Here is a 19,672-nt window from a genome sequence, read left to right as displayed (position 1 = left end):
GAAGCCCCTGATTTAACGAGGTTACGACGCCGGCGGAAGATCTCCCCCCCTTGTGGGGGAGATGTCGGCGTCGCCGACAGAGGGGGGTATTCCCCGCACAGGAGGACAAAACCGTATGATCCAAAACCCCATCCTGCCCGGCTTCAATCCGGACCCGTCTTTCCTGCGCGTCGGCGAGGACTACTATATCGCCACCTCCACATTCGAATGGTATCCGGGCGTGCAGATCCACCATTCGCGAGATCTTGCCAACTGGACTTTGGTGTCGCGCCCGCTCAGTCGTGCAAGCCAGCTCGACATGCGCGGCAATCCCGACAGTTGCGGTGTCTGGGCGCCGTGCCTGTCGCATGCCGATGGCCTGTTCTGGTTGGTCTATACCGACGTCAAGCGCTTCGAAGGCAGCTTCAAGGATGCGCATAACTACATCGTCACGTCGCCTTCGATCGAGGGGCCGTGGTCCGATCCAGTCTATGTCAATTCGTCGGGTTTCGATCCGTCCCTGTTCCATGACGATGACGGCCGCAAGTGGTTCGTCAACATGCAGTGGAACCACCGGCGGAAGGCCAACAACACGATCGGCAAACATCCGGCCTTCGACGGCATTCTGTTGCAGGAATGGGATTCCAAATCCGGGAAACTTATAGGCCCAATACGCAATATTTTTGCTGGAAGTACGCTCGGGCTGGTCGAGGCGCCGCATCTGTTCAAGCGCAATGGCTGGTACTACCTGACCACCGCCGAGGGTGGGACCGGCTACGAACACGCCGTCACCATGGCACGTTCGCGCAACATCGACGGCCCATACGAATTGCATCCAGACCAGTATCTGATCACCTCGAAGGACAATCCGGAAGCGGTGCTGCAGCGTTCGGGCCACGGCCAGTATGTCGAGACGACTGAAGGCGAGGCCTATCACACCCATCTTTGCGGCCGGCCGCTTCCGCCGAAACGCCGCTGCACGCTCGGGCGCGAGACCGGCCTGCAGAAATGCGTGTGGAAGGACGATGACTGGCTCTATCTCGAACAGGGCGGCGTCGTGCCGGCCGTCGAGGTACCGGCGCTGAAGGGCGCGGTCAAGCGCGCTGAGGCGGACGAGGTCCTTCGGACCTTCGACACAGGTGACCTGCCACCCGAGTTCCAGTGGCTGCGCACGCCGCAGCCCGAGCGGATCTTCAGCCTTACTGAACGGGCAGGGCATCTGCGCCTGATTGGTCGCGAAAGCATCGGTTCATGGTTCGAGCAGGCGCTGGTCGCCCGTCGACAAGAGCATCATCGCTTTCGTGTCGAAACACGGCTCGATTTTTCTCCTGAGACCTATCAGCAGGTCGCCGGCATCACCCATTACTACAATCGCTACAAGTTCCATTCGCTCGGCATTTCGACCGACGAGGACCTTGGCCGCTGCCTGATCGTGTTGTCGGTTCCCGGTGACTATCCGGCCGGCAAACTGACGTTCCCGATCGGCCAGGGTATTGCCATCGGCGATGGTCCGGTCGATCTTGCGATGGACATCACCGACAACGATCTGCAGTTCTTCTGGCGCCTGTCGGGAGCGACGGAATGGCAGGCGGTCGGGCCGGTTCTCGACGCCGGCGTCGTCTCGGACGAAGGCGGCTTTGGCGAGCATGGCTCGTTTACCGGCGCCTTTGCCGGCATGTTCGCCTTCGACATTACCGGCCGGGCAAAACCTGCCGATTTTGACCATTTTCTCTACCGAAGGCTCTAAACCAGGGCCGGCGAATTTCGGTCCGCAGACGCCTGCGATCCTTTGACAGCCGCTGAAAGGAGACGTCATGACGCGGTATCTGGTGGCGATCCATCATCCAGACGACTACGATCCGTCGGTCGCGGAGGACGAGGCGATGGCGCGCGACATTGATGCACTCAACGACGAGATGGTGGCTGCCGGTATCCGGGTTTTCGTCGGCGGCCTGCATCCGGCAAGCCGCGCGATCTCGCTGACTCTTCAGTCGGACGGCGCCGTCCTCACCAGCGATGGACCGTATCTGCAGACCACCGAGCATGTCGGCGGTTTCTGGGTGCTGGAAGCCGCCGACCTGAGTGAGGCGCTGGCCTGGGGCCGCAAGGCCGCCATTGCCTGCCGCGCGCCGGTCGAGGTGCGTGCATTTCACTGACAGCGGTCTCGATTGGGAAAACCGCCTAACCGCTTATGCCAGCCTCTCCGCATGCCACTTCAGGTGATCCTCCATGAAGGTCGAGATGAAGTAGTAGGAGTGGTCGTAGCGCTCATGCATTCGAAGCGTCAGGCCGATGTCCTTGTCCTTGACAGCCTCTTCAAACAGCCAGGGTGCCAGGCCCGTCTCCAGGAAACTGTCGGCCTTGCCCTGGTCGATCAGGAATTCCGGGAAGCGGGCGCCGTCCTCGACCAGTGCGCAGGCATCGTATTGCCGCCATTTCGCCCGGTCCGCGCCGATGTATTTCTCGAACGTGTCCTGCGTCCAGTCGGCGGTCAGCGGATTGACGATCGGGGCGAAGGCAGAGCAGCTCTTGAAGCGGTCGGGGTTCTTCAGGGCGATGGTCATCGCGCCGTGGCCGCCCATCGAATGGCCGAAGATGCCCTGGCGGTCCATGTCGACGCGAAACTGTTCGGCGATCAGCGCCGGCAGTTCCTCGGTGATATAGGAATACATCTGGTAATGCTGGGCCCAGGGCGCCTCGGTGGCATCGAGATACATGCCGGCACCCTTGCCCATCTTCCAGTTGGTCAGCTCGTCGGCGACGTCATTGCCGCGCGGGCTGGTATCCGGGCAGACGACGATCAGGCCGAGTTCGGCGGCCATGCGGCGGTATTCGCCCTTTTCCATCACATTGGCATGGCTGCAGGTCAGGCCCGAGAGATACCAGAGCACCGGCCGCTTCTCGACGATCGCCTGCGGCGGCACGAAGACGGCGAAGGTCATCTCGCTTTTCGTCGTTTCGCTGTCATGGGCAAAAACGCCCTGCATGCCGCCGAATGCGGTGTTCTGGGAAAGGATCTTCATCGGTCTTCCTTGTGGTGTTCTTTGGTTCGTGTCTGGCAGATCAGCCGGCTAGCGCCACGGCCGCATTGACGGCAGCGGCGATCAGCACTGTGTTGAAGAAATAGGACGTGGTGGCATGGATCATGTTGAGCTTGCGCATCGCCGTTGTCGTGATCGAGACATCGGCGGTCTGCGCCGTCATGCCGATGACCAGGGCGAAATAGACGAAGTCGTGGCCGCATGGCTCCGGGGTGCCGGGAAACTCGAGCCCGCCGCGATGCGGACGGTGGCTCACTTGACCCTTCGCGTCAGGCTTCCAGAATGCATGGGCATAATGCATGGCCGCCATGGTGTGGATGGTCAGCCAGCCGAAAATCACCGATCCGGCCGCCGTGAGCAGTTCCAGCGAGCCGCCCCTGACCTCGCGGTTGAGCACGCTGAACAGCGAGCCGACGGCCGCCGCGATCGCCAGCGCCGTGACGAAGAGGATACCGAAGGCCGGAGCATCGGCGGTTTCAGCATGTTGGCGCAGAAATGCGGGCGTCAGGCGCTTGAGCCTCTGCCAGGTCAGCAGCAGGTATGTCACAAAGAACAGGATCGCCGGGCCTTCGATGACAAGCGATGGCGCCAGTCGCGCAATAACCGGCAGGGCAATAAGCGCCAGTGCGCCAGCACCCATGAAACTCCTGTAACGGTGATCAAGGATCCAGTTGCGCGCTTGTGTCATCTGTCCGTCCGCTCATGCCTGCCACAATACCCGGTCTGAACACCTGGCCTTGGCATCCTATCGGGCGCCGTCACTTCTTGAGCCGACGGCACAGCCTGTCAAGCGTTTCGAGGAAGGCCGAGCGGTCGCGCGGCGAAAACGCGGCATTGTAGCCCTTGCTCTCGCCGGTCTCGCGCAAATGGGCGCCGAGATCGCGCATCGCGGTCGCCATGCCGATATTGGCGGTGTCGAAGACGCGGCCGGTCGGACCGGTGACCTGTGCACCCGCTGCCACGCAACGGCCGGCCAGCGGCACGTCGGCGGTGATGACGATGTCCTCGGGGCCTGCGCGTTCGGCAATCCAGTCGTCGGCCGCGTCAAAGCCGCTCGAGACGATAACGTTCTTCACCATCGGATCGCGCGACGGGCGCAGGCCGGAATTGGCGACGAAGGTCACCTCCATGGTGTGGCGCTCGGCCACTCTGAGGATTTCCGGCTTCACCGGGCAGGCATCGGCATCGACATAGATCATCAAACGGTTTCCCGGTGCATCACATGCGGTTAGTTGACGGCAACTGTCGTCGGGCGAAACATATCGACATGCGGAATGCCGTCCTCGAGATATTCCGCCGAGCAGGCCTCGAAGCCGAAGGAGGCGTAAAATGCCTTCAGATGGCTCTGCGCCGACAGGGCAAGGGTGCAGGCGGGATACCGTTCCTCGCAGAGCGATATCGCCTCTCGCATCACCGCATCGCCGAGCCGCTTGCCGCGGTGCGCTGGCGATACGACGACGCGGCCGATCTTGGCGGGGCCGGTGGGCTCGGCGGGCGCAAAGATCCGCGCGGCTGCCACTAGGTCATCGCCCTGCATCAGGCGCAGATGCAGGGCGGCCAGATCCTTGCCGTCGATCTCCGGGTAGGGGCATTTCTGCTCCACCACGAAGACATCGACGCGCATCTTCAACAGGTCATGCAGTTCGAGCGCGGAAAACTCTTCCAGTCTCCGCGCGTCGACGCTGTAGCTCTCGTCCGTCATCAGTAGACCACGACGCCGCGAATGCTCTCGCCCGAATGCATCAGCTCGAAGCCCTTGTTGATGTCTTCGAGCGGCATGGTGTGGGTGATCATAGGATCGATCTGGATCTTGCCGTCCATGTACCAGTCGACGATCTTCGGCACGTCGGTGCGGCCACGGGCGCCACCGAAGGCCGTACCCATCCAGTTGCGGCCGGTGACCAGCTGGAACGGACGCGTCGAGATCTCCTGACCGGCACCGGCAACGCCGATGATGACCGACTTGCCCCAGCCGCGATGCGAGGATTCGAGCGCCTGGCGCATGACCTTGGTATTGCCGGTGCAGTCGAACGTGTAGTCGGCGCCACCGATCAGGTCGCCGTGGCGTTTGGTCAGGTTGACGAGATAGGGCACGATGTCGTCGCCGACTTCCTTCGGATTGACGAAATGCGTCATGCCGAACTTTTCGCCCCATTCCTTGCGGTCATTGTTGATGTCGACGCCGATGATCATGTCGGCACCGGCCAGACGCAGGCCCTGCAGAACATTGAGGCCGATACCGCCAAGCCCGAAGACGATCGCGGTTGCGCCGATCTCGACCTTGGCTGTGTTGATCACGGCACCGATGCCGGTGGTCACGCCACAGCCGATGTAGCAGATCTTGTCGAACGGCGCGTCCGGGTTGACCTTGGCGAGCGCGATCTCCGGCAGGACGGTGAAGTTGGCGAAGGTCGAGCAGCCCATGTAGTGGTGGATCTTGTCCTTGCCGATCGAGAAGCGCGAGGTGCCGTCCGGCATGACGCCCTGGCCCTGGGTGGCGCGGATAGAGGTGCAGAGGTTGGTCTTGCGCGAGGTGCAGGAATAGCATTCGCGGCATTCCGGCGTGTAGAGCGGAATCACGTGATCGCCCTTCTTCACCGAGGTCACGCCTGGTCCGACATCGACGACGATGCCGGCGCCCTCATGGCCGAGAATGGCCGGAAACAGGCCTTCCGGGTCCGCGCCAGAAAGCGTGAAATCGTCGGTATGACAAATACCTGTGGCCTTTACTTCAATCAGAACTTCACCCGCGCGCGGGCCTTCCAACTGAACGGTCATGATCTCCAGCGGCTTGCCAGCCTGCACGGCAACGGCGGCGCGAACGTCCATGGTATATTCTCCTTAGCTGATGTGTCGGCGCGACATTGGCACGGCGGACCAAGCACGCTCAAGGGCTATTGGCCCGCTTTTTGGTCCGCCGCCGCTTTTGTTATGATAGCGCTTACAAAACCGGAGCGACCGGCCGGATCAGCGGCACGTGCTGCGCTGCGTCGATCCGCATCTTGCCGGTCAGGCGCGGGTCCTCGGTCACCTCGACGAATGTGCCGTACGGTTCGAAGCCGGAACGGCGATAGAAGGTGATGGCGCCCGGATGGTCGAAATGGCAGGTGTGCAGCCAGAGCCTGGTGATCGGCTTTGCCCAGGCCTTGTCCAGCGCCTGGCTCATCAGCCAGCGGCCGGCCCCCTGGCCGATCGCTTCCGGCACGAGGCCGAAAAAGACCAGTTCGCATTCGCCAGGCTCGCGGAAGTCAAGCTCCAGAATGCCAACCGGCGCCCCGTCTTTCATCGCCGCGAAGAGCTCGATGCCGGGATCGGCAAGGGTGCTCCTCAATTCGTCGTCCGGCATGATCAGGCGCGATACCCACATCCAGTCTTCGCCGACGCGACGAAACAGGTTGCGATACTGGTCGAGATCGACGTCAATCCAGCGTTGCAGCGTCATGTCCGGCGCGGCGCTTGGCTTTGCAGCTTCGGGCCTCTGGCGCATTTCGAGGCAGGTGACGACATTGGCGATGGTGCCGGCGGGAAGGGCGGAATAGCCCATGGGCATAGGGGGATTGTCGGTTTTCATGGCTCTTTTGGAGCCAGTTCGGGGCTTGAAGTCAAGATCAGGATGCCGTGTCAGACGATTTTCCTCACCCTATGCCGGGCTCAGCCAAACAGCCTGTCGCAGGCATAGATCACCGCATAGGCATGGATCGAGATTGCCGAATAGAGGCCGAACCCGGTCATCAACCGTTCCGGTCCGGACATCGGGATGAGTTCATGGCGCGGCTTGATCGAGCGGGTGCGGATCAGGCTCAGCAGCGTGAAAATCGCAAGCCCCGATACCAGCACCATTGACGGCAGGCCAATGCGCCAGCAGGTCCACAAGATCACGCCGGTAATTCCGAAGCTGCCCAGCGCCAGCATTTTCTGGCTGACGAAGATCTGGCGCAGGACCTGGCCGCCGTCGAAGCGATAGGTCGGCAACAGGTTCAGCAGGTTGAAGGCGCCAAGGATCACCAGAAAGATCAGGATCGGTGCTTCTGCGGCTTCGGGATGAGGAAAGCCCAGCGCCGACTGATGTCCGGCGACGATGATCGGGACCAGCAGAGCCGAAACGCCAGCGCCCATCAGCGCGCATGTGGCGACCTCGAACAGGCTGTTATAGGGCCGCCCGCCGATCGCGATGCCGCCGAGGAACGGAATGAAGACCATGCGCACGCTCGGATGACCGAAGGCACGGTAGGCAACCATATGGCCAAGCTCGTGCAGCACGATGACCAGGGTCAGAAAGGTGGAGATCATCAGGCCTGCCGGGTTCAGGCCGAAGAACGGCCAGAGCAGCAGGGTGGAGGCGATGACCAGCAGGGTCTGCCAGAGCGGGTGTTCGATATGGGTTCTGCCCGTATGCACCCGTCCCTCGACGTGATCGTCCAGCGCCTGCAGTTCGCGGCGTATGGAAAACAGGCGCAGAAGATAGAAGGCAAGTCCGCGATAGCTGTCGGTTTGCTCGAACGTTACCAGCGCACCCTTTTCTGAGGGTTCGATCTGGCGGCTTTCGCGGTATCCGGCCCAGAAGGACTGGTCCAGCGTGCTGTCGGAGACCACACGCAGGTCGCAGGCGAAACTGCCATTGGCATTCATCGAGGCACGGTCAACGATCATGGTCCGCTTTGTCGGCTTGCCGTTCCGATCCGGCTGACGGTAGGCAAATTCGACACGGTCCGGATGCCCGGCCACGGGCTCGACGGCGATGACCGACGGGTGCCAGTCCGTCAAGGCGCCGGCCGGCCGGGTGATGTTCCACAAATCCTCCGGGCGCTTGCGCACCGTGCGGCTGACACGGATGGTACGGCGACCGAGTGGTGCTGCCATCATCAGCCAGAGCAGGCCGAGATTGATCACGAGCAGGATTATCGCGGCTTGATGTGTCGCCAACACTGTCTCCTCGGGCCGGGAATGGCTGATGCCACCCTAGGCCGCATATCTTATGTTTGAGTTTCTCGAATTGCTAAAATGCAAGGCAACGATCTGCCGGGAGGACCGGCGGCGTCATGCCTGTCAGGCGGCATGGTTCTCGTCGAGAAAGACCGAATCCGGCACCTTCAGCCACCGGACATTGCTTGTATCCGGACTTGGCGGCAGCGATTTTGCAGGACATGGCATCAGCTGGTCGGTCAAAGCAGGCCATTGCGGATCGTTCGACAGGCTGTCTGCCAGCGCTTCGAGTTGTTCGACGACAAAGCTTTGCCATTCGGTACCCGTGTACGAACGGCCATCGTTCAGCGCCACAAGCGGGATGACATCTGCGGAGGTCGGAACGCCGTCGGGGAAAATACGACTGCGTAAATGAAGAATGTCGTTGGCCGACAGCTTCTGTTTGCCGGCAATGACACATGCCGGAAACGAGAGGCGAAACTCGCTCATGTTTCTCTATCCTGTTTCATCATGAAACTGGAGGTCAGAATAGATATCGATCCATTGCGATTTCGCTAAGGAAATACGTTAGCAATATCTTATTGGCCGGCGCCGACGTCCCGATTGCCCGTGGCCCGCTTCTGTTCTCTCCAGAGAATGAAGAGGCCGGAGCCGACGATGATCAGGATACCGAGCCATTTCGATGCAGTCGGAAACTCGTCGAAGAACAGATATCCGAGTGCGACTGCGGCGATGATCTCGAAATACTGGAACGGCGCCAGCACCGACAGCGGTGCCATGCGGAAAGCACGCACGACCAGCAGATGGATAAAGCCGGATATCGTGCCCAGCAGGGCGAGAAGCAGGAGGCCGAGCCAGGAGGTCGGCAGGGAGACGGCGAAGTTCACATCGCCGGCGCTCGTTCCGACCGCCAGGGCCGCCGTCATGAACAGCGTACCGCCGATGCCCGCGAGCGTCTGCATGGTCATCGGCGAATCGGCGTCGCCGATGGCTCGGTTGAGGAACATGTAGAGCGCAAAGAGGAAGGCGCAGGCGACCGGCAGCAGGGCCGTCAGGCCGAAGATCTCGTAGCTCGGCTGGATCACGATCATCGCGCCTCCGAAGCCGACGACAATGGCGAGCCAGCGACGCCAGCCGACCTTTTCGCCCAGAAACAGCGCTGACAGCGCCGTCAGGATAAACGGTTCGACAAAGTAGATGGCGAAAACGTCGGCGAGCGGCATGTACTTGACGGCCATGAAGAACAGCAGGCTCGCCGCTCCATGCAGCGCGCCGCGAAACAGATTCATCCACGGCCGCTTGGCCGCCAGTGCCGCAAAGCCGCGCAATGCCAGCAAGAAGGGCAGGGTGGAGGCGAGCTGGAACAGGAAGCGGTAGAATGTTACCTGCGCAGGTGACATGCCTTCGACTGTCGCCATGTATTTGGCAATTGCATCCATCACCGGCAGGACCAGCATGCAACCGGCCATCAGAACCATGCCGCGCATGGGATTGGACGAGGATTGCGACTGCTGCATGACGGGTTGCCCTTGGCGATTGTCAGGTCATCAAGCACAGGCATCAAAGCAGATCAAGGACGCGGGTTGGCCTCTCCCGTCGTTGCAAACAGGCATCTTGTCGGGTTTTGGCGAATTCTCGCATGGGCATGACGTTGCCGGAGTGGCAGCCGCATGTTAGCCATCCTATATTCGTCTGCAGGATGCAAAAGACTGGCTGACAACCGGATGCTTCCGGTGCTCGGCTGTTTGCCAAGGGAGGACGGTGCATGCCGAACCGCAACAGCGTTTCACGGATGATCGATTCGAGCGATGACACGCTGGGTGGGCGTCTGTCGGCGGCGCGTGATGCGGCGGGCATTTCGCTCGTCGATCTCGCCAACCGTCTCGGGGTGAGGAAGGAGAGCCTGCTCAACTGGGAGGCAGATCGCTGCGAACCTCGGCCTTCCCGGCTGATCGACCTTGCCGGTATTCTCGGCGTGTCGCCCATGTGGCTGATCACCGGCCATGGCTATGGTCCGCTGGAAGAGACCGACGAACTCCCCCTGGAAGCGCTGCACGTCCAGTTGCGGCGGCTGAACGATGCGCATCAGGAATGCGGTCGGCTGATCCGCCAGATCAGCCAGCAGATCGAACGTTACGAGGACCGACAGAACGGTAAACGGGCGCCGTCCGATCTGGATGGTCCGGTTATCGGCCGAGCTTGACGCTTCATCCCTGGTTGTCGTTCGCCGTCTCGCCGAAGACCTCAGCGAATGCGTCGCGCAGGCGCATGTCGACATCGGTCATCATCACCGGCAGGCCGAGATCGACAAGGCTTGTGACGCCGTAGGCACTGATTCCGCAGGGAACGATGCCGGAAAAATGGTCGAGGTCGGGATCGACATTGATCGACAGGCCGTGAAAGCTCACCCAGCGGCGCAAGCGGATGCCGAGCGCCGCGATCTTGTCTTCGGCCATCGTGCCATCGGCTAAAAGCGGCTTTTCCGGCCGGCGCACCCAGACGCCGACCCGGTCCTCGCGCCGCTCGCCACGGACATTCATGCTGTCGAGCGTGCGGATCACCACCTCTTCGAGGGCGGCAACGTAAGCGCGCACGTCCTGACGCCGGCGCTTGAGATCGAGCATGACATAGGCCACGCGCTGGCCGGGGCCATGATAGGTATATTCGCCGCCACGGCCGGTGGCAAAGACCGGAAAGCGATCCGGCTGGATCAGGTCGGCGGAATCAGCGCTGGTGCCGGCGGTATAGAGCGGTGGATGTTCGACAAGCCAGACCAGTTCATCGGCCGTGCCATCGGCAATCGCCGCCACCTGGCGCTCCATTTCGGCCACGGCTTCTTCATAGGGAACAAGCCCTTCGCTGATCCTCCAGCGAACGGGGGGACAGCCGTCAGCGGCCAGCATGGAGAGATGGAGATCGGTGCGTTGCATGAAATCTGCCTCGGGTGAAAACCCTTGTTTTCCCTTTACTTGGCAAGAAAAGCCCCGGACTTCAAGAGGAGTTGGCGGCCAGCCGCCTTCGGCTGTTCACAGGCTTATCCACCGGTCGGACCGATTTTTCAAAAAACTGGCACGGCGGGCTTGTGGACCCCGGATGCTTTTGCTACATGCAGCCCCGCCGGAGCAATTCGGCGCCTACCACGATGCGGTCGTGGCGGAATTGGTAGACGCGCAGCGTTGAGGTCGCTGTGTCGCAAGACGTGGAAGTTCGAGTCTTCTCGACCGCACCAAAAAAAGCCCGGCCACTTGGCCGGGTTTTTTGTTTTCTGCGGCAGAATCAATTGCCTAGCCTCGATACTGTCTGGCTTTGCGACTTGTCGTCATTCAGCATCGCTCGGAATGTGACTGTCGATGCCGAGCGTGGTGATATGATTGTGCACGGCGTTGACGCCGTCGAGTGCGAGCACCTTCAGTTCGATCCGCCGGCGTTCCTCGGCCGTATCGACTGCACCGCGCAGCGTAACCAGATGGCCGTCAACCTGGATATCGATCCCGGCGAGCGTTGTCTGATCGAGATCGGAGAGCGCTGCATCGATATCCGATTCGAGCTGGTCGTTATCGCCACCGTAATCCTTATCCGGCAGGGCTGGTGTTGATGGCGCCCTTTGCGAACCGTCCGCCTCGACGGAGCTGACACCAAATCCCTTGTTGCGATCCCGGTCGAAATTGGCGCCGGTCTCGCCGTAGCCATGGTTTTCAACCGGCTCCGCCGCACTGCCCGCGCCGTCGGCATAGGGCCAGCCGTTGTCGATATCGCGCTGCTCATAGTCGCGGTAGTCGTCTTCGCGGGAAAATTCGGTCGTGCTGCGGTCCTTGGCCATGGATCTGCTCCTTCGCGTGGCTGGTTCAGGCCAAACGCACGAGAGCCGGCTTTGTTCGCCGGTGGCGGGAGCGGAATGCCATTCAGCGCGCCTGCTTGCCCCACTTCTTCAACATGCGCTCGCGTTTCAGGCGCGAAAGTCGCTGGATCCAGAATATGCCGTCAAGCTGGTCGATCTCGTGCTGCATGCAGATGGCGGAAAAGCCTTCCAGCGTTTCGCGCATTTCCACGCCGTCGATCGTCCGGTAGCGGATGTCGACCTGGCGCGGGCGCACCAGCGTGTCGGTCATGCCCGGCATCGAGACGCTGCCCTCGGTGTGCTCCATGGTCTCGTCCGACACCGACACAAGCTCTGGATTGACATAGTCGCGGCGACCGCCGAGTTCCGGCAGATCGAGCACGACGACACGCTGCAGGATGCCGCAATGGGCGGCGGTAATGCCGACGCCCGGTGCGGCCGTCATCGCCACATGAAGGTCGTCTGCGAGCGCCTTCAGGCCTGCGTCGAAAACAGTGACGTCGGCGCAACGGCTGTTCAGGGCGGGATCGGGATAGCGGCGGATGGTAAGCACTGTCACGGTGGTCTGAAATCTCGCATTTCGGGCCGTCTGCGACCCCTGGCTGTGGCGGGCTTGACCGGCCTTGCGATCCGTCAAGACGGGACTCGACCGGGCTTCGGCAATAGGTTAGCAGGGAGCCTTCGCATTTGCACATCCGGGCGTAACCAAATCGCTATGCAGTTGTTGACAATGCCTTTTTTGCCGCCATTCTTCGGCGACCGGGCGCGGCAGACCAGAATGAGGCGAGGGTGCTTTTATGACGGAGACCGAGGACGACATCCGCACCCGTCCGACGCCGGACGAGGTGCATGAAGACATCTACGGCGAAGACGGCTCGATCCGGCTGGATTTTCTGGCGATCGTCGGTGCTGCCATTGCCGACCGCGACCTGCTCTTCCTGCGCCAGCATGTTGCCCGCCTGCACGAATCGGAACTCGGCGACCTGATCGAGGCGATTCAGCCGGATCAGCGCATCGCACTTGTCCGCCTGCTCGGCGACGATTTCGACATGACGGCATTGACCGAGGTCGACGAGGCGATCCGCCTGCAGATCGTCGGACATCTGCCGAACGCCCAGATTGCAGCCGCCATCGGCGATCTCGATTCGGACGATGCCGTCTACATTCTCGAAGATCTCGATAAGGAAGACCGTGACGAGATCCTGGCGCAGCTGCCGTTCACCGAGCGGGTCCGACTACGCCGTGCGCTCGAATATCCGGAAAGCTCGGCCGGCCGCCGCATGCAGACCGAATTCGTCGCCGTGCCGCCGTTCTGGACGGTTGGCCAGACGATCGACTACATGCGCGACGAGGAGGGGTTGCCGGAAAGCTTCACCCAGATCTTCGTCATCGATCCGACCTTCAAGCTGCTCGGCGTCATCGATCTCGACCGCATCCTGCGCACCAAGCGGCTGGTGAAGATCGAGACCATCATGCGCGAGACCAACCATCCGATTCCGGCGGAAATGGACCAGGAAGAGGCGGCGCAGCTTTTCGAGCAGTATGACCTTCTCTCGGCCGCCGTCGTCGACGAAAGCGGCCGGCTGGTCGGCGTGCTGACCATCGACGACGTGGTCGACGTCATCCAGGAAGAGGCAGAGGAAGACCTGATGCGCCTCGGCGGCGTCGGCGATGAAGAACTGTCCGACAATATCGCCGAAACATCGCGCTCACGCGTGCCGTGGCTTGCGGTCAACTTGTTCACCGCCTTTGTCTCGGCGTCCGTTATTTCGCTGTTCGAGGCGACCATAGAACAGGTGGTGGCGCTGGCCATCCTGATGCCGATCGTGGCCGGCATGGGCGGCAATGCCGGCTCGCAGACGATGACAGTCACCGTCCGGGCGCTGGCGACGCGCAATCTCGACATCCACAATGCCTGGCGCGTCGCGCGCCGCGAAGCGGGCGTCGGGCTGATCAACGGTGTTCTGTTCGGCTGTCTCGTCGGCACGGTCGCGGCAATCTGGTTCCAGGATATCCATATCGGCGGACTGATCACCACAGCCATGCTGATCAATATGTTCGCGGCTGCCATGGCCGGGATCACCATCCCCATTCTTCTGGTGCGGGCCGGCGCCGACCCGGCGGTGTCTTCCGCCGTCTTCGTCACCGCGATTACCGATACGACCGGTTTTTTCAGCTTCCTCGGTCTCGCCACATGGTGGTTCGGCATTGGGATCGGCAGCTAAAAATTGACTTTTACGTAAATGTAAATATGCTGTCGGTTCTTGATTGAACAGGAACGCATGTGAAGAAGTTTTATAGCATCACCGAGCTGACACGGGAATTCGGCGTGTCGACGCGCACTCTACGCTTCTACGAGGATGAGGGCCTGCTTCATCCCGAGCGGCGCGGGAGAACCCGTCTCTATCGCTCGGCGGATCGCCGTCTGCTTCAGGAGATCCTGCGTGGCCGCCGCATCGGCTTCACCATCGCCGAAATTCGCGAGATCGTCCACGTCTACAAGGAACCGCCGGGCGAAATAGGCCAGTTGAAGCTGATGATGAAGCGCATCGACGAGAAGCGCGAAGAGCTGCGCCAGAAGCGCCGCGACATCGACGAAACACTGGCCGAGCTCAATCATGCCGAGGAAGCCTGCCTGACTCGCCTGGTGGAAATCGGCGTGGGCAGCTAGCGCGCACTTGTCGCGGTGACCGCAATCAGGTCGGGTATCCGGAACCGGACATTCTCTAGCGCCAGGCATTCGTTTAGCGATTGTCACTGACTCGTGGTCGAACACTCACCTGCAAGCTTCAGGATGCGCTCGTCCTGATCGGACAGGATTGCGCCAGACTGTAGCGGTTCGAGCAGTGCCTGTTGCTGCAGGCGCTCAAGGGTACAGCCGCAGAAGCGCTGGCACACGGCTTGGCTGCTTCCCTCTCCCTGGCAGCCGCTTTCGCAACTGTTGATATAGGTGACGGCCGGATCGGGTTTTGCCGCCGGCACGACAAGCGACATGCCATAGACAAGGGCAAACAGTATCGGCTGATGCAGCAGATAGATGATCAGGCTATGGCGACCGCCCCAACGCAGCCATGCCGGTCCGGCGGGCCATTTGGCGAGCCTGGCAAACCCGTTGCGATCGTGCAGGATACGGGCAACGGCGACGCCGCATAGCAGCGCGCCGAGCCAGGGCAGAAGCGGAACATAGTCGTTCGAGCGCGGCAGATTTTGCGACAGGCCGACAAACCACAGCCCGGGCGCATCGAAGATCTCTGAGCGCCAGAGGTTCGGCAACGCGAAGGCTCCGATTGCAGCGGTCAGCGTCAGTGCAGGCGGCAGGCGCAGAAACAGCAGGCCGATGACGCTGGCGGTGGCGATGCAATGCAGGATGCCGAAGAAGATCCAGCCGTCGGGAACGAACCACCATGTGGCTGCCGAGATCACCACAGCCGCCGCAACGATCACGGCCAGGCGCTGGAGAAAGGGTTTCAGTTTCAGCAGCGGGTAATGGGCGAGCACAAGGCTGAAGCCGGCGAGAAAGAGAAAACTGGACGCGATCATCCGGGCATAGAGCCGCAGGAAACCTTCCGTCGAGGTGCCGGGCGCCAGATACCCGAAAAATTCGAGATCCCAGGAGAAGTGGTAGGTTGCCATGGCGATCAAGGCGATGCCCCGTGCTGCATCGAGCCATAACAGCCGGGTTTTCACCGGTGCCACTCCGGCGCTGTTCATGTCCGCCACGTTTGGTCCTTCCGATCCGATAGGCTGCGCTGACACAGTGTATGTGCCGGGTCCGTGGCAAAGCTGTCAAAGGCGGCGTTTTCATGGCTGTACATCGGCATCGATCCTGGCTTACCGCAGCGTTACCGTTACCGTTACCGTTCCCTGTCGCTCAGCAGTGCGAGCCGCGCCTCCGAGAAGAATTGCCGGCGCAGCAATACGATGAAGACAAGCACCGTCGTCAGCATGAAGACGTAGGGGCTGACGAACCAGCCGAGATAGCCGATCGAATAAAAGATCGCGCGCAGACCGGCATTGAAGTGGCTTGCGGCGATGATGTTCATGCGGATGGTGATTTCGGCCGCCTCGCGGGACCTGACCGGATCTTTCTCGGCCTCTGCCATCATCGGAATGGTGCCGAACAGGATGGTGCAATAGTTGAACAGGCGATAGGACCAGCCGAACTTGAAGAAGGAATAGGCAAACAGCGCGATCAGCCCACTGACTTTCATCTCGAAGGCTGCGCGGCCTCCCTGGACGATATAGGGAATGTCCTTGATGATGGCGTCGACCTGCTCGGTCGCGCCGAGCAGGGCAAAACAGCCGCCAATGGCAAAGATCGTCGTCGAAGCGAAAAACGCCGTTCCATTCTGCAGCCCACCCATGATCTGGGTATCGATCATCTTCAGATCGCGTGTCAGCGAATTGAGGATCCATTCGCGCCGGCGCTCCGCCATCGCCATGGTCAGGCTGGTCCGCTTCAGGATGCGTTTCTGTCCGGTGATCCAAGCATAGGCCATCCAGAGAAACACAAAAAGCGCCATGGCGCTGTAGTCGATCACGGTCATGGGGCGATTCCGCTTTGAATTTTATGCACCAGCTTTAACGGCAGTCCCCGTCTGGCGCCACGGAAATTAACCAGCGTAAAGAGTTTTGGGCCAAATTGAGGCAGGTTGCAGCGGCGCCGGTTTCGCGAGTATTGTTCGCAAGTCATTGATATTTCATAGATCCATGCGTAAAATGCATACCTGCCTCGCAAAAACCGACATCGTTTTGCCTTTTTTGCGGTTGCGAAGAGCCGCAAACTTTAATAGATCGTTCGTCATAAGGCGGTCGGGGGACAGCTTTTTAACAATGCGTTCTCATTTGGAGTATCCATGGAAGGCAGTGTCCAGAAGTCGTGCTGGAGCGTTACTATTCGGGCTTTGATGGGATTTGCCGGCGTTCTTTGCCTGGCCTATCTTTTCAGCAGCATGTGACGCCTACACGCAGTCAATTGCCAACAGCGCGGTCTTCGGGTCGCGCTGTTTGCGTTTGTGGCGACATTTTCCTTCGCCTCGATGTCGCGGCGATGAAAGCCGATGTCGATCCTTGCCCGCATTCGTGCTACGCGATCCTCTAGCCTCTGGAAATTGCAGGGTAGAAGGACGGATCCATGTTTCTTTCGGTTTTCGACGTGTTCAAGATCGGGGTAGGTCCTTCGAGTTCCCATACGATGGGACCGATGACCGCCGCCAACCGGTTTCTCGAACTTATTCTTTCCGACGAATGGCCACGTCCCGCCGGCGCACATGTGACCGCGCTGAAGGCCAGTCTGCACGGTTCACTTGCCTATACCGGCATCGGCCACGGCACCGGAAATGCAGTCATCATCGGCCTGATGGGCGAGGCTCCCGACAAGGTCGATCCCGACCGGATGGACGAGATCATCGCCGAGGTCGAGCGCACAGGGCGTGTTACACCGCCCGGTCATCCTGGTTATAACTTCAAGCCGAAGGACGATCTCGTCTACGACAAGAAGACGCCGCTGCCCGGCCACGCCAATGCCATGCGGCTGACGGCCCTTGATCGCGACGGCCGCGTCCTGCTGACCCAGGTCTATTTCTCCATCGGTGGTGGTTTTGTCGTTACCGAAACCGAGCTTCTTGCCATGCAGAAGAACAAGAAGGCGGCCTCGACGCAAAAGGTGCCTTATCCCTTCGCCTCGGCCAAGGAGATGTTGACCATGGCGGCAAGCTCCGGGCTGAGCATTGCCCAGATGAAGCGGGCCAACGAAGAGGCGGTGATGGACCGCGCCACGCTGGATGCCGGGCTTGACCGGATCTGGGACGCGATGAGCGGCTGCATCGATCGCGGGCTGAAACAGGACGGCCGGCTTCCGGGCGGGCTCAATGTGCGCCGCCGTGCCCGCTCGATCCATGACAAGCTGCAGGAGGAATGGCGCAGCAACCGGCAGAACCCGCTTCTCGCCAATGACTGGCTGTCCGTCTATGCGATGGCGGTCAACGAGGAAAATGCCGCCGGCGGTCGCGTCGTGACCTCGCCGACCAATGGTGCAGCCGGCGTGGTGCCGGCCACCGTGCGTTACTATCTGCATTTCCACCCGGAAGCCGATCAGGAAGGGGTGCGTGACTATCTGCTGACGGCTGCTGCCATCGGCGGCATCATCAAGCACAATGCCTCGATCTCGGGCGCCGAAGTCGGCTGTCAGGGCGAGGTCGGTTCAGCCTCCGCCATGGCGGCCGCAGGCTTGGCCGCTGTCATGGGCGGATCGCCGGAGCAGATCGAGAACGCCGCCGAAATCGCGCTGGAGCATCATCTCGGCATGACCTGCGACCCGATTGCCGGCCTTGTGCAGGTGCCCTGCATCGAGCGCAACGCGCTGGGCGCGGTCAAGGCGGTCACCGCTGCGTCGCTTGCGATGAAGGGTGATGGCGAACATTTCGTGCCGCTCGATGCCTGTATCGAGACCATGCGCCAGACCGGCAATGACATGAACGAGAAATACAAGGAGACCTCGCTGGGCGGGCTTGCCGTTAACGTCGTCGAATGTTGATGCACCTGTTGTTCCCGGCGTCGATCCGCAGGATCGATCGGTTGGGGAGGGCAGGGCCTGCGGCACAAGCGCCTCTTGACGGCGGCGTGGAACCGTCTATCTCCGGGGCATGACGCTCCATCTGATCAAACTCTGTGTCGGCTGCGATGCCATCGAAGACCTGCGGGAATGGGTTGCCGAGCGCGCGCTGGTCGCGGTCGCCGCCGGCCTTCAGCCGCAAAGCAGCCACGTCACCCGTATGGTGCCGAAGCGTGCCGAGGAACTGCTCGATGGCGGTTCGCTCTACTGGATCATCAAGGGGCAGGTGGCCGCACGGCAAATGCTGCTCGACATCAAGACTTTCACCGGTGGCGACGGCATCAGCCGGTGCGAACTGATCCTCGGCCCGGAAGTGATCGAGACTTCGCCCGTGCCGCGTCGTCCGTTCCAGGGCTGGCGCTATCTCGAGCCGGATGCAGCCCCGCGCGACCTCGGCGCCTCCGGCGCCAATCTCGAAGACATGCCGGACGACCTGAAGCGCGAACTGGCGGAACTCGGCCTGCTCTAGGCCGCTGACCAATTTTGGCCTGTCGTCTCAGACGTATTGATCTGCGCCGCTCGACGCCACAGTAAAGCCTTGCTGCGCCTTCATAGGCGTCTGGTCTGTGGTTGGGATCTGCTAAATATGTCGAATACGGCTGGAGTTGAAACACCGATCGTCAATGCGAGCGGCAGTTACGTTGGCGGTCTCCTGTTAAAAGTTCTCAAGCGCTTCGGCATCCTTGTCGCCGCGGTTTGCCTCGCCTACGGCGTCTATATCGGGATCGCCCTGCTGCGCGGCAATTTCCACGAAATACTGCCGGGAAGATACTATCGGTCGGCACAGTTGTCGGGCGATACGCTCGGCCAATATATCGACCAATACAAGATCAAGACGGTGATCAACCTGCGCGGCGAGCATGTCGGCACGCCCTGGTACGATTCGGAATCTGCAGCCACCGCGTCGCGCGGCACGACACTGGTCAATTTTCCGATGTCGGCCTTGAAGGAACTGAAAGCGGATGATGTGCAGCGGCTGCTCGGCATCCTGAAGACCGCGCAGCAGCCGGTCCTGGTGCATTGCGCTTCCGGCGCCGACCGCACCGGCCTTGCCTCGGTGATCTTCCTGCAGCAGGTCGCCGGCATTGACGAGGAGACCGCCGAATGGCAGCTCTCGCCGATCTACGGCCATATCGGCCTGCCGTTCCTTGGTCCTTATGCGATGGACACTACCTGGGAAGCACTGGAAAAGGTGATCGGCCTCGACAGCTGACCCGTCCGCTGGCGAAGTTTACCAGGTCGGCGTTGCTGAAATGATGTGACGTTGCCGCCCAGATC

22 protein-coding genes and 1 tRNA gene are annotated in these 19,672 nt (G+C 61.1%); 9 read left to right on the top strand and 14 right to left on the bottom strand.

Going from position 1 to position 19,672, the window contains the following annotated elements; translation table 11 throughout:
* Window positions 1–115 precede the first annotated feature (115 nt).
* Together GVK95_RS06525 and GVK95_RS06520 are read left to right on the top strand one after the other, a co-directional pair.
* Complete coding sequence (locus GVK95_RS06525; protein WP_159947769.1) at window positions 116–1,726, top strand: glycoside hydrolase family 43 protein; 1,611 nt, start codon at window positions 116–118, stop codon at window positions 1,724–1,726.
* 67 nt (window positions 1,727–1,793) lie between these two features.
* A complete protein-coding gene (locus GVK95_RS06520) occupies window positions 1,794–2,135 on the top strand; it encodes a YciI family protein (protein ID WP_159947767.1) in 342 nt (113 codons plus the stop codon).
* A gap of 33 nt (window positions 2,136–2,168) precedes the next feature.
* Here the strand turns inward: GVK95_RS06520 and fghA are convergent, their stop codons facing one another.
* The 9 genes from fghA to GVK95_RS06475 all read right to left on the bottom strand — a co-directional run bounded on the left by fghA (window position 2,169) and on the right by GVK95_RS06475 (window position 9,460).
* Entirely contained in the window at window positions 2,169–3,002 is an 834-nt protein-coding gene (fghA, locus tag GVK95_RS06515) for an S-formylglutathione hydrolase (RefSeq protein WP_159947765.1), read from the bottom strand.
* Window positions 3,003–3,042: 40 nt separating this feature from the next.
* Window positions 3,043–3,708 carry a DUF1345 domain-containing protein gene (locus GVK95_RS06510; protein WP_159947763.1) on the bottom strand — a complete coding sequence of 222 codons (666 nt, stop codon included), beginning with the start codon at window positions 3,706–3,708 and terminating at the stop codon, window positions 3,043–3,045.
* Between the two features lie 70 nt (window positions 3,709–3,778).
* Entirely contained in the window at window positions 3,779–4,219 is a 441-nt protein-coding gene (locus GVK95_RS06505; RefSeq protein WP_159947761.1) for a YaiI/YqxD family protein, read from the bottom strand.
* 29 nt (window positions 4,220–4,248) lie between these two features.
* Entirely contained in the window at window positions 4,249–4,722 is a 474-nt protein-coding gene (locus GVK95_RS06500; RefSeq protein ID WP_159947759.1) for a GNAT family N-acetyltransferase, read from the bottom strand.
* Complete coding sequence (locus GVK95_RS06495; RefSeq protein WP_159947757.1) at window positions 4,722–5,849, bottom strand: S-(hydroxymethyl)glutathione dehydrogenase/class III alcohol dehydrogenase; 1,128 nt, start codon at window positions 5,847–5,849, stop codon at window positions 4,722–4,724. Before GVK95_RS06495 ends, GVK95_RS06500 begins: the two co-directional genes overlap by 1 nt.
* Before the next feature lie 112 nt (window positions 5,850–5,961).
* Window positions 5,962–6,591 (bottom strand): GNAT family N-acetyltransferase, encoded by a 630-nt coding sequence (locus tag GVK95_RS06490; protein WP_159947755.1) that lies wholly within the window; start codon window positions 6,589–6,591, stop codon window positions 5,962–5,964.
* 80 nt (window positions 6,592–6,671) lie between these two features.
* Window positions 6,672–7,946, bottom strand: a complete 1,275-nt coding sequence (locus tag GVK95_RS06485; RefSeq protein WP_244618678.1) for a hypothetical protein — start codon at window positions 7,944–7,946, stop codon at window positions 6,672–6,674.
* Between the two features lie 120 nt (window positions 7,947–8,066).
* Window positions 8,067–8,432: a hypothetical protein gene (locus GVK95_RS06480; protein ID WP_159947752.1), complete on the bottom strand. Its 366-nt coding sequence runs from the start codon at window positions 8,430–8,432 to the stop codon at window positions 8,067–8,069.
* Window positions 8,433–8,521: 89 nt separating this feature from the next.
* Window positions 8,522–9,460, bottom strand: coding sequence for a DMT family transporter (locus GVK95_RS06475; RefSeq protein ID WP_159947751.1), 939 nt, complete (start codon window positions 9,458–9,460; stop codon window positions 8,522–8,524).
* A 248-nt stretch (window positions 9,461–9,708) separates the two neighbouring features.
* Between GVK95_RS06475 and GVK95_RS06470 the strand changes: the two genes are divergently transcribed.
* Window positions 9,709–10,146, top strand: coding sequence for a helix-turn-helix transcriptional regulator (locus GVK95_RS06470; RefSeq protein WP_159947750.1), 438 nt, complete (start codon window positions 9,709–9,711; stop codon window positions 10,144–10,146).
* Between the two features lie 4 nt (window positions 10,147–10,150).
* Here GVK95_RS06470 and lipB read toward each other — a convergent pair whose 3' ends face one another.
* Window positions 10,151–10,873, bottom strand: a complete 723-nt coding sequence (gene lipB, locus GVK95_RS06465) for a lipoyl(octanoyl) transferase LipB (RefSeq protein ID WP_159947749.1) — start codon at window positions 10,871–10,873, stop codon at window positions 10,151–10,153.
* A 214-nt stretch (window positions 10,874–11,087) separates the two neighbouring features.
* Between lipB and GVK95_RS06460 the strand changes: the two genes are divergently transcribed.
* A tRNA-Leu gene (locus GVK95_RS06460) sits at window positions 11,088–11,172 on the top strand.
* Window positions 11,173–11,262: 90 nt separating this feature from the next.
* Here the strand turns inward: GVK95_RS06460 and GVK95_RS06455 are convergent.
* Both GVK95_RS06455 and GVK95_RS06450 read right to left on the bottom strand, forming a co-directional pair.
* Window positions 11,263–11,763 (bottom strand): BON domain-containing protein, encoded by a 501-nt coding sequence (locus GVK95_RS06455; protein WP_159947748.1) that lies wholly within the window; start codon window positions 11,761–11,763, stop codon window positions 11,263–11,265.
* An 82-nt stretch (window positions 11,764–11,845) separates the two neighbouring features.
* Window positions 11,846–12,340: a peptide deformylase gene (locus tag GVK95_RS06450; protein ID WP_159947747.1), complete on the bottom strand. Its 495-nt coding sequence runs from the start codon at window positions 12,338–12,340 to the stop codon at window positions 11,846–11,848.
* A 238-nt stretch (window positions 12,341–12,578) separates the two neighbouring features.
* On the opposite strand from GVK95_RS06450, the gene mgtE reads away from it, so the two are divergent.
* Together mgtE and GVK95_RS06440 are read left to right on the top strand one after the other, a co-directional pair.
* Window positions 12,579–14,006 (top strand): magnesium transporter, encoded by a 1,428-nt coding sequence (gene mgtE, locus GVK95_RS06445; protein WP_159947746.1) that lies wholly within the window; start codon window positions 12,579–12,581, stop codon window positions 14,004–14,006.
* A 59-nt stretch (window positions 14,007–14,065) separates the two neighbouring features.
* Window positions 14,066–14,452, top strand: coding sequence for a MerR family DNA-binding transcriptional regulator (locus GVK95_RS06440; protein WP_007608667.1), 387 nt, complete (start codon window positions 14,066–14,068; stop codon window positions 14,450–14,452).
* Window positions 14,453–14,535: 83 nt separating this feature from the next.
* Here the strand turns inward: GVK95_RS06440 and GVK95_RS06435 are convergent, their stop codons facing one another.
* Together GVK95_RS06435 and GVK95_RS06430 are read right to left on the bottom strand one after the other, a co-directional pair.
* On the bottom strand, window positions 14,536–15,492 hold the full coding sequence (locus tag GVK95_RS06435; RefSeq protein WP_244618701.1) for a DUF1624 domain-containing protein: 957 nt from the start codon (window positions 15,490–15,492) through the stop codon (window positions 14,536–14,538).
* Between the two features lie 143 nt (window positions 15,493–15,635).
* Entirely contained in the window at window positions 15,636–16,328 is a 693-nt protein-coding gene (locus tag GVK95_RS06430; RefSeq protein WP_159947744.1) for a DUF599 family protein, read from the bottom strand.
* Between the two features lie 587 nt (window positions 16,329–16,915).
* Here GVK95_RS06430 and GVK95_RS06425 point away from each other — a divergent pair.
* The 3 genes from GVK95_RS06425 (at window position 16,916) to GVK95_RS06415 (ending at window position 19,607) form a co-directional block, all read left to right on the top strand.
* Window positions 16,916–18,316: an L-serine ammonia-lyase gene (locus tag GVK95_RS06425; RefSeq protein ID WP_159947742.1), complete on the top strand. Its 1,401-nt coding sequence runs from the start codon at window positions 16,916–16,918 to the stop codon at window positions 18,314–18,316.
* Between the two features lie 109 nt (window positions 18,317–18,425).
* Window positions 18,426–18,863, top strand: a complete 438-nt coding sequence (locus GVK95_RS06420) for a DUF1489 family protein (RefSeq protein WP_159947740.1) — start codon at window positions 18,426–18,428, stop codon at window positions 18,861–18,863.
* Between the two features lie 117 nt (window positions 18,864–18,980).
* On the top strand, window positions 18,981–19,607 hold the full coding sequence (locus GVK95_RS06415) for a tyrosine-protein phosphatase (RefSeq protein ID WP_159947738.1): 627 nt from the start codon (window positions 18,981–18,983) through the stop codon (window positions 19,605–19,607).
* Window positions 19,608–19,672 lie beyond the last annotated feature (65 nt).

Origin of the sequence: Rhizobium sp. 18065 (assembly GCF_902706095.1) — a bacterium.
Classification (GTDB): Bacteria; Pseudomonadota; Alphaproteobacteria; order Rhizobiales; family Rhizobiaceae; genus Allorhizobium.
This window is presented reverse-complemented; position numbering and strand designations above follow the sequence as displayed.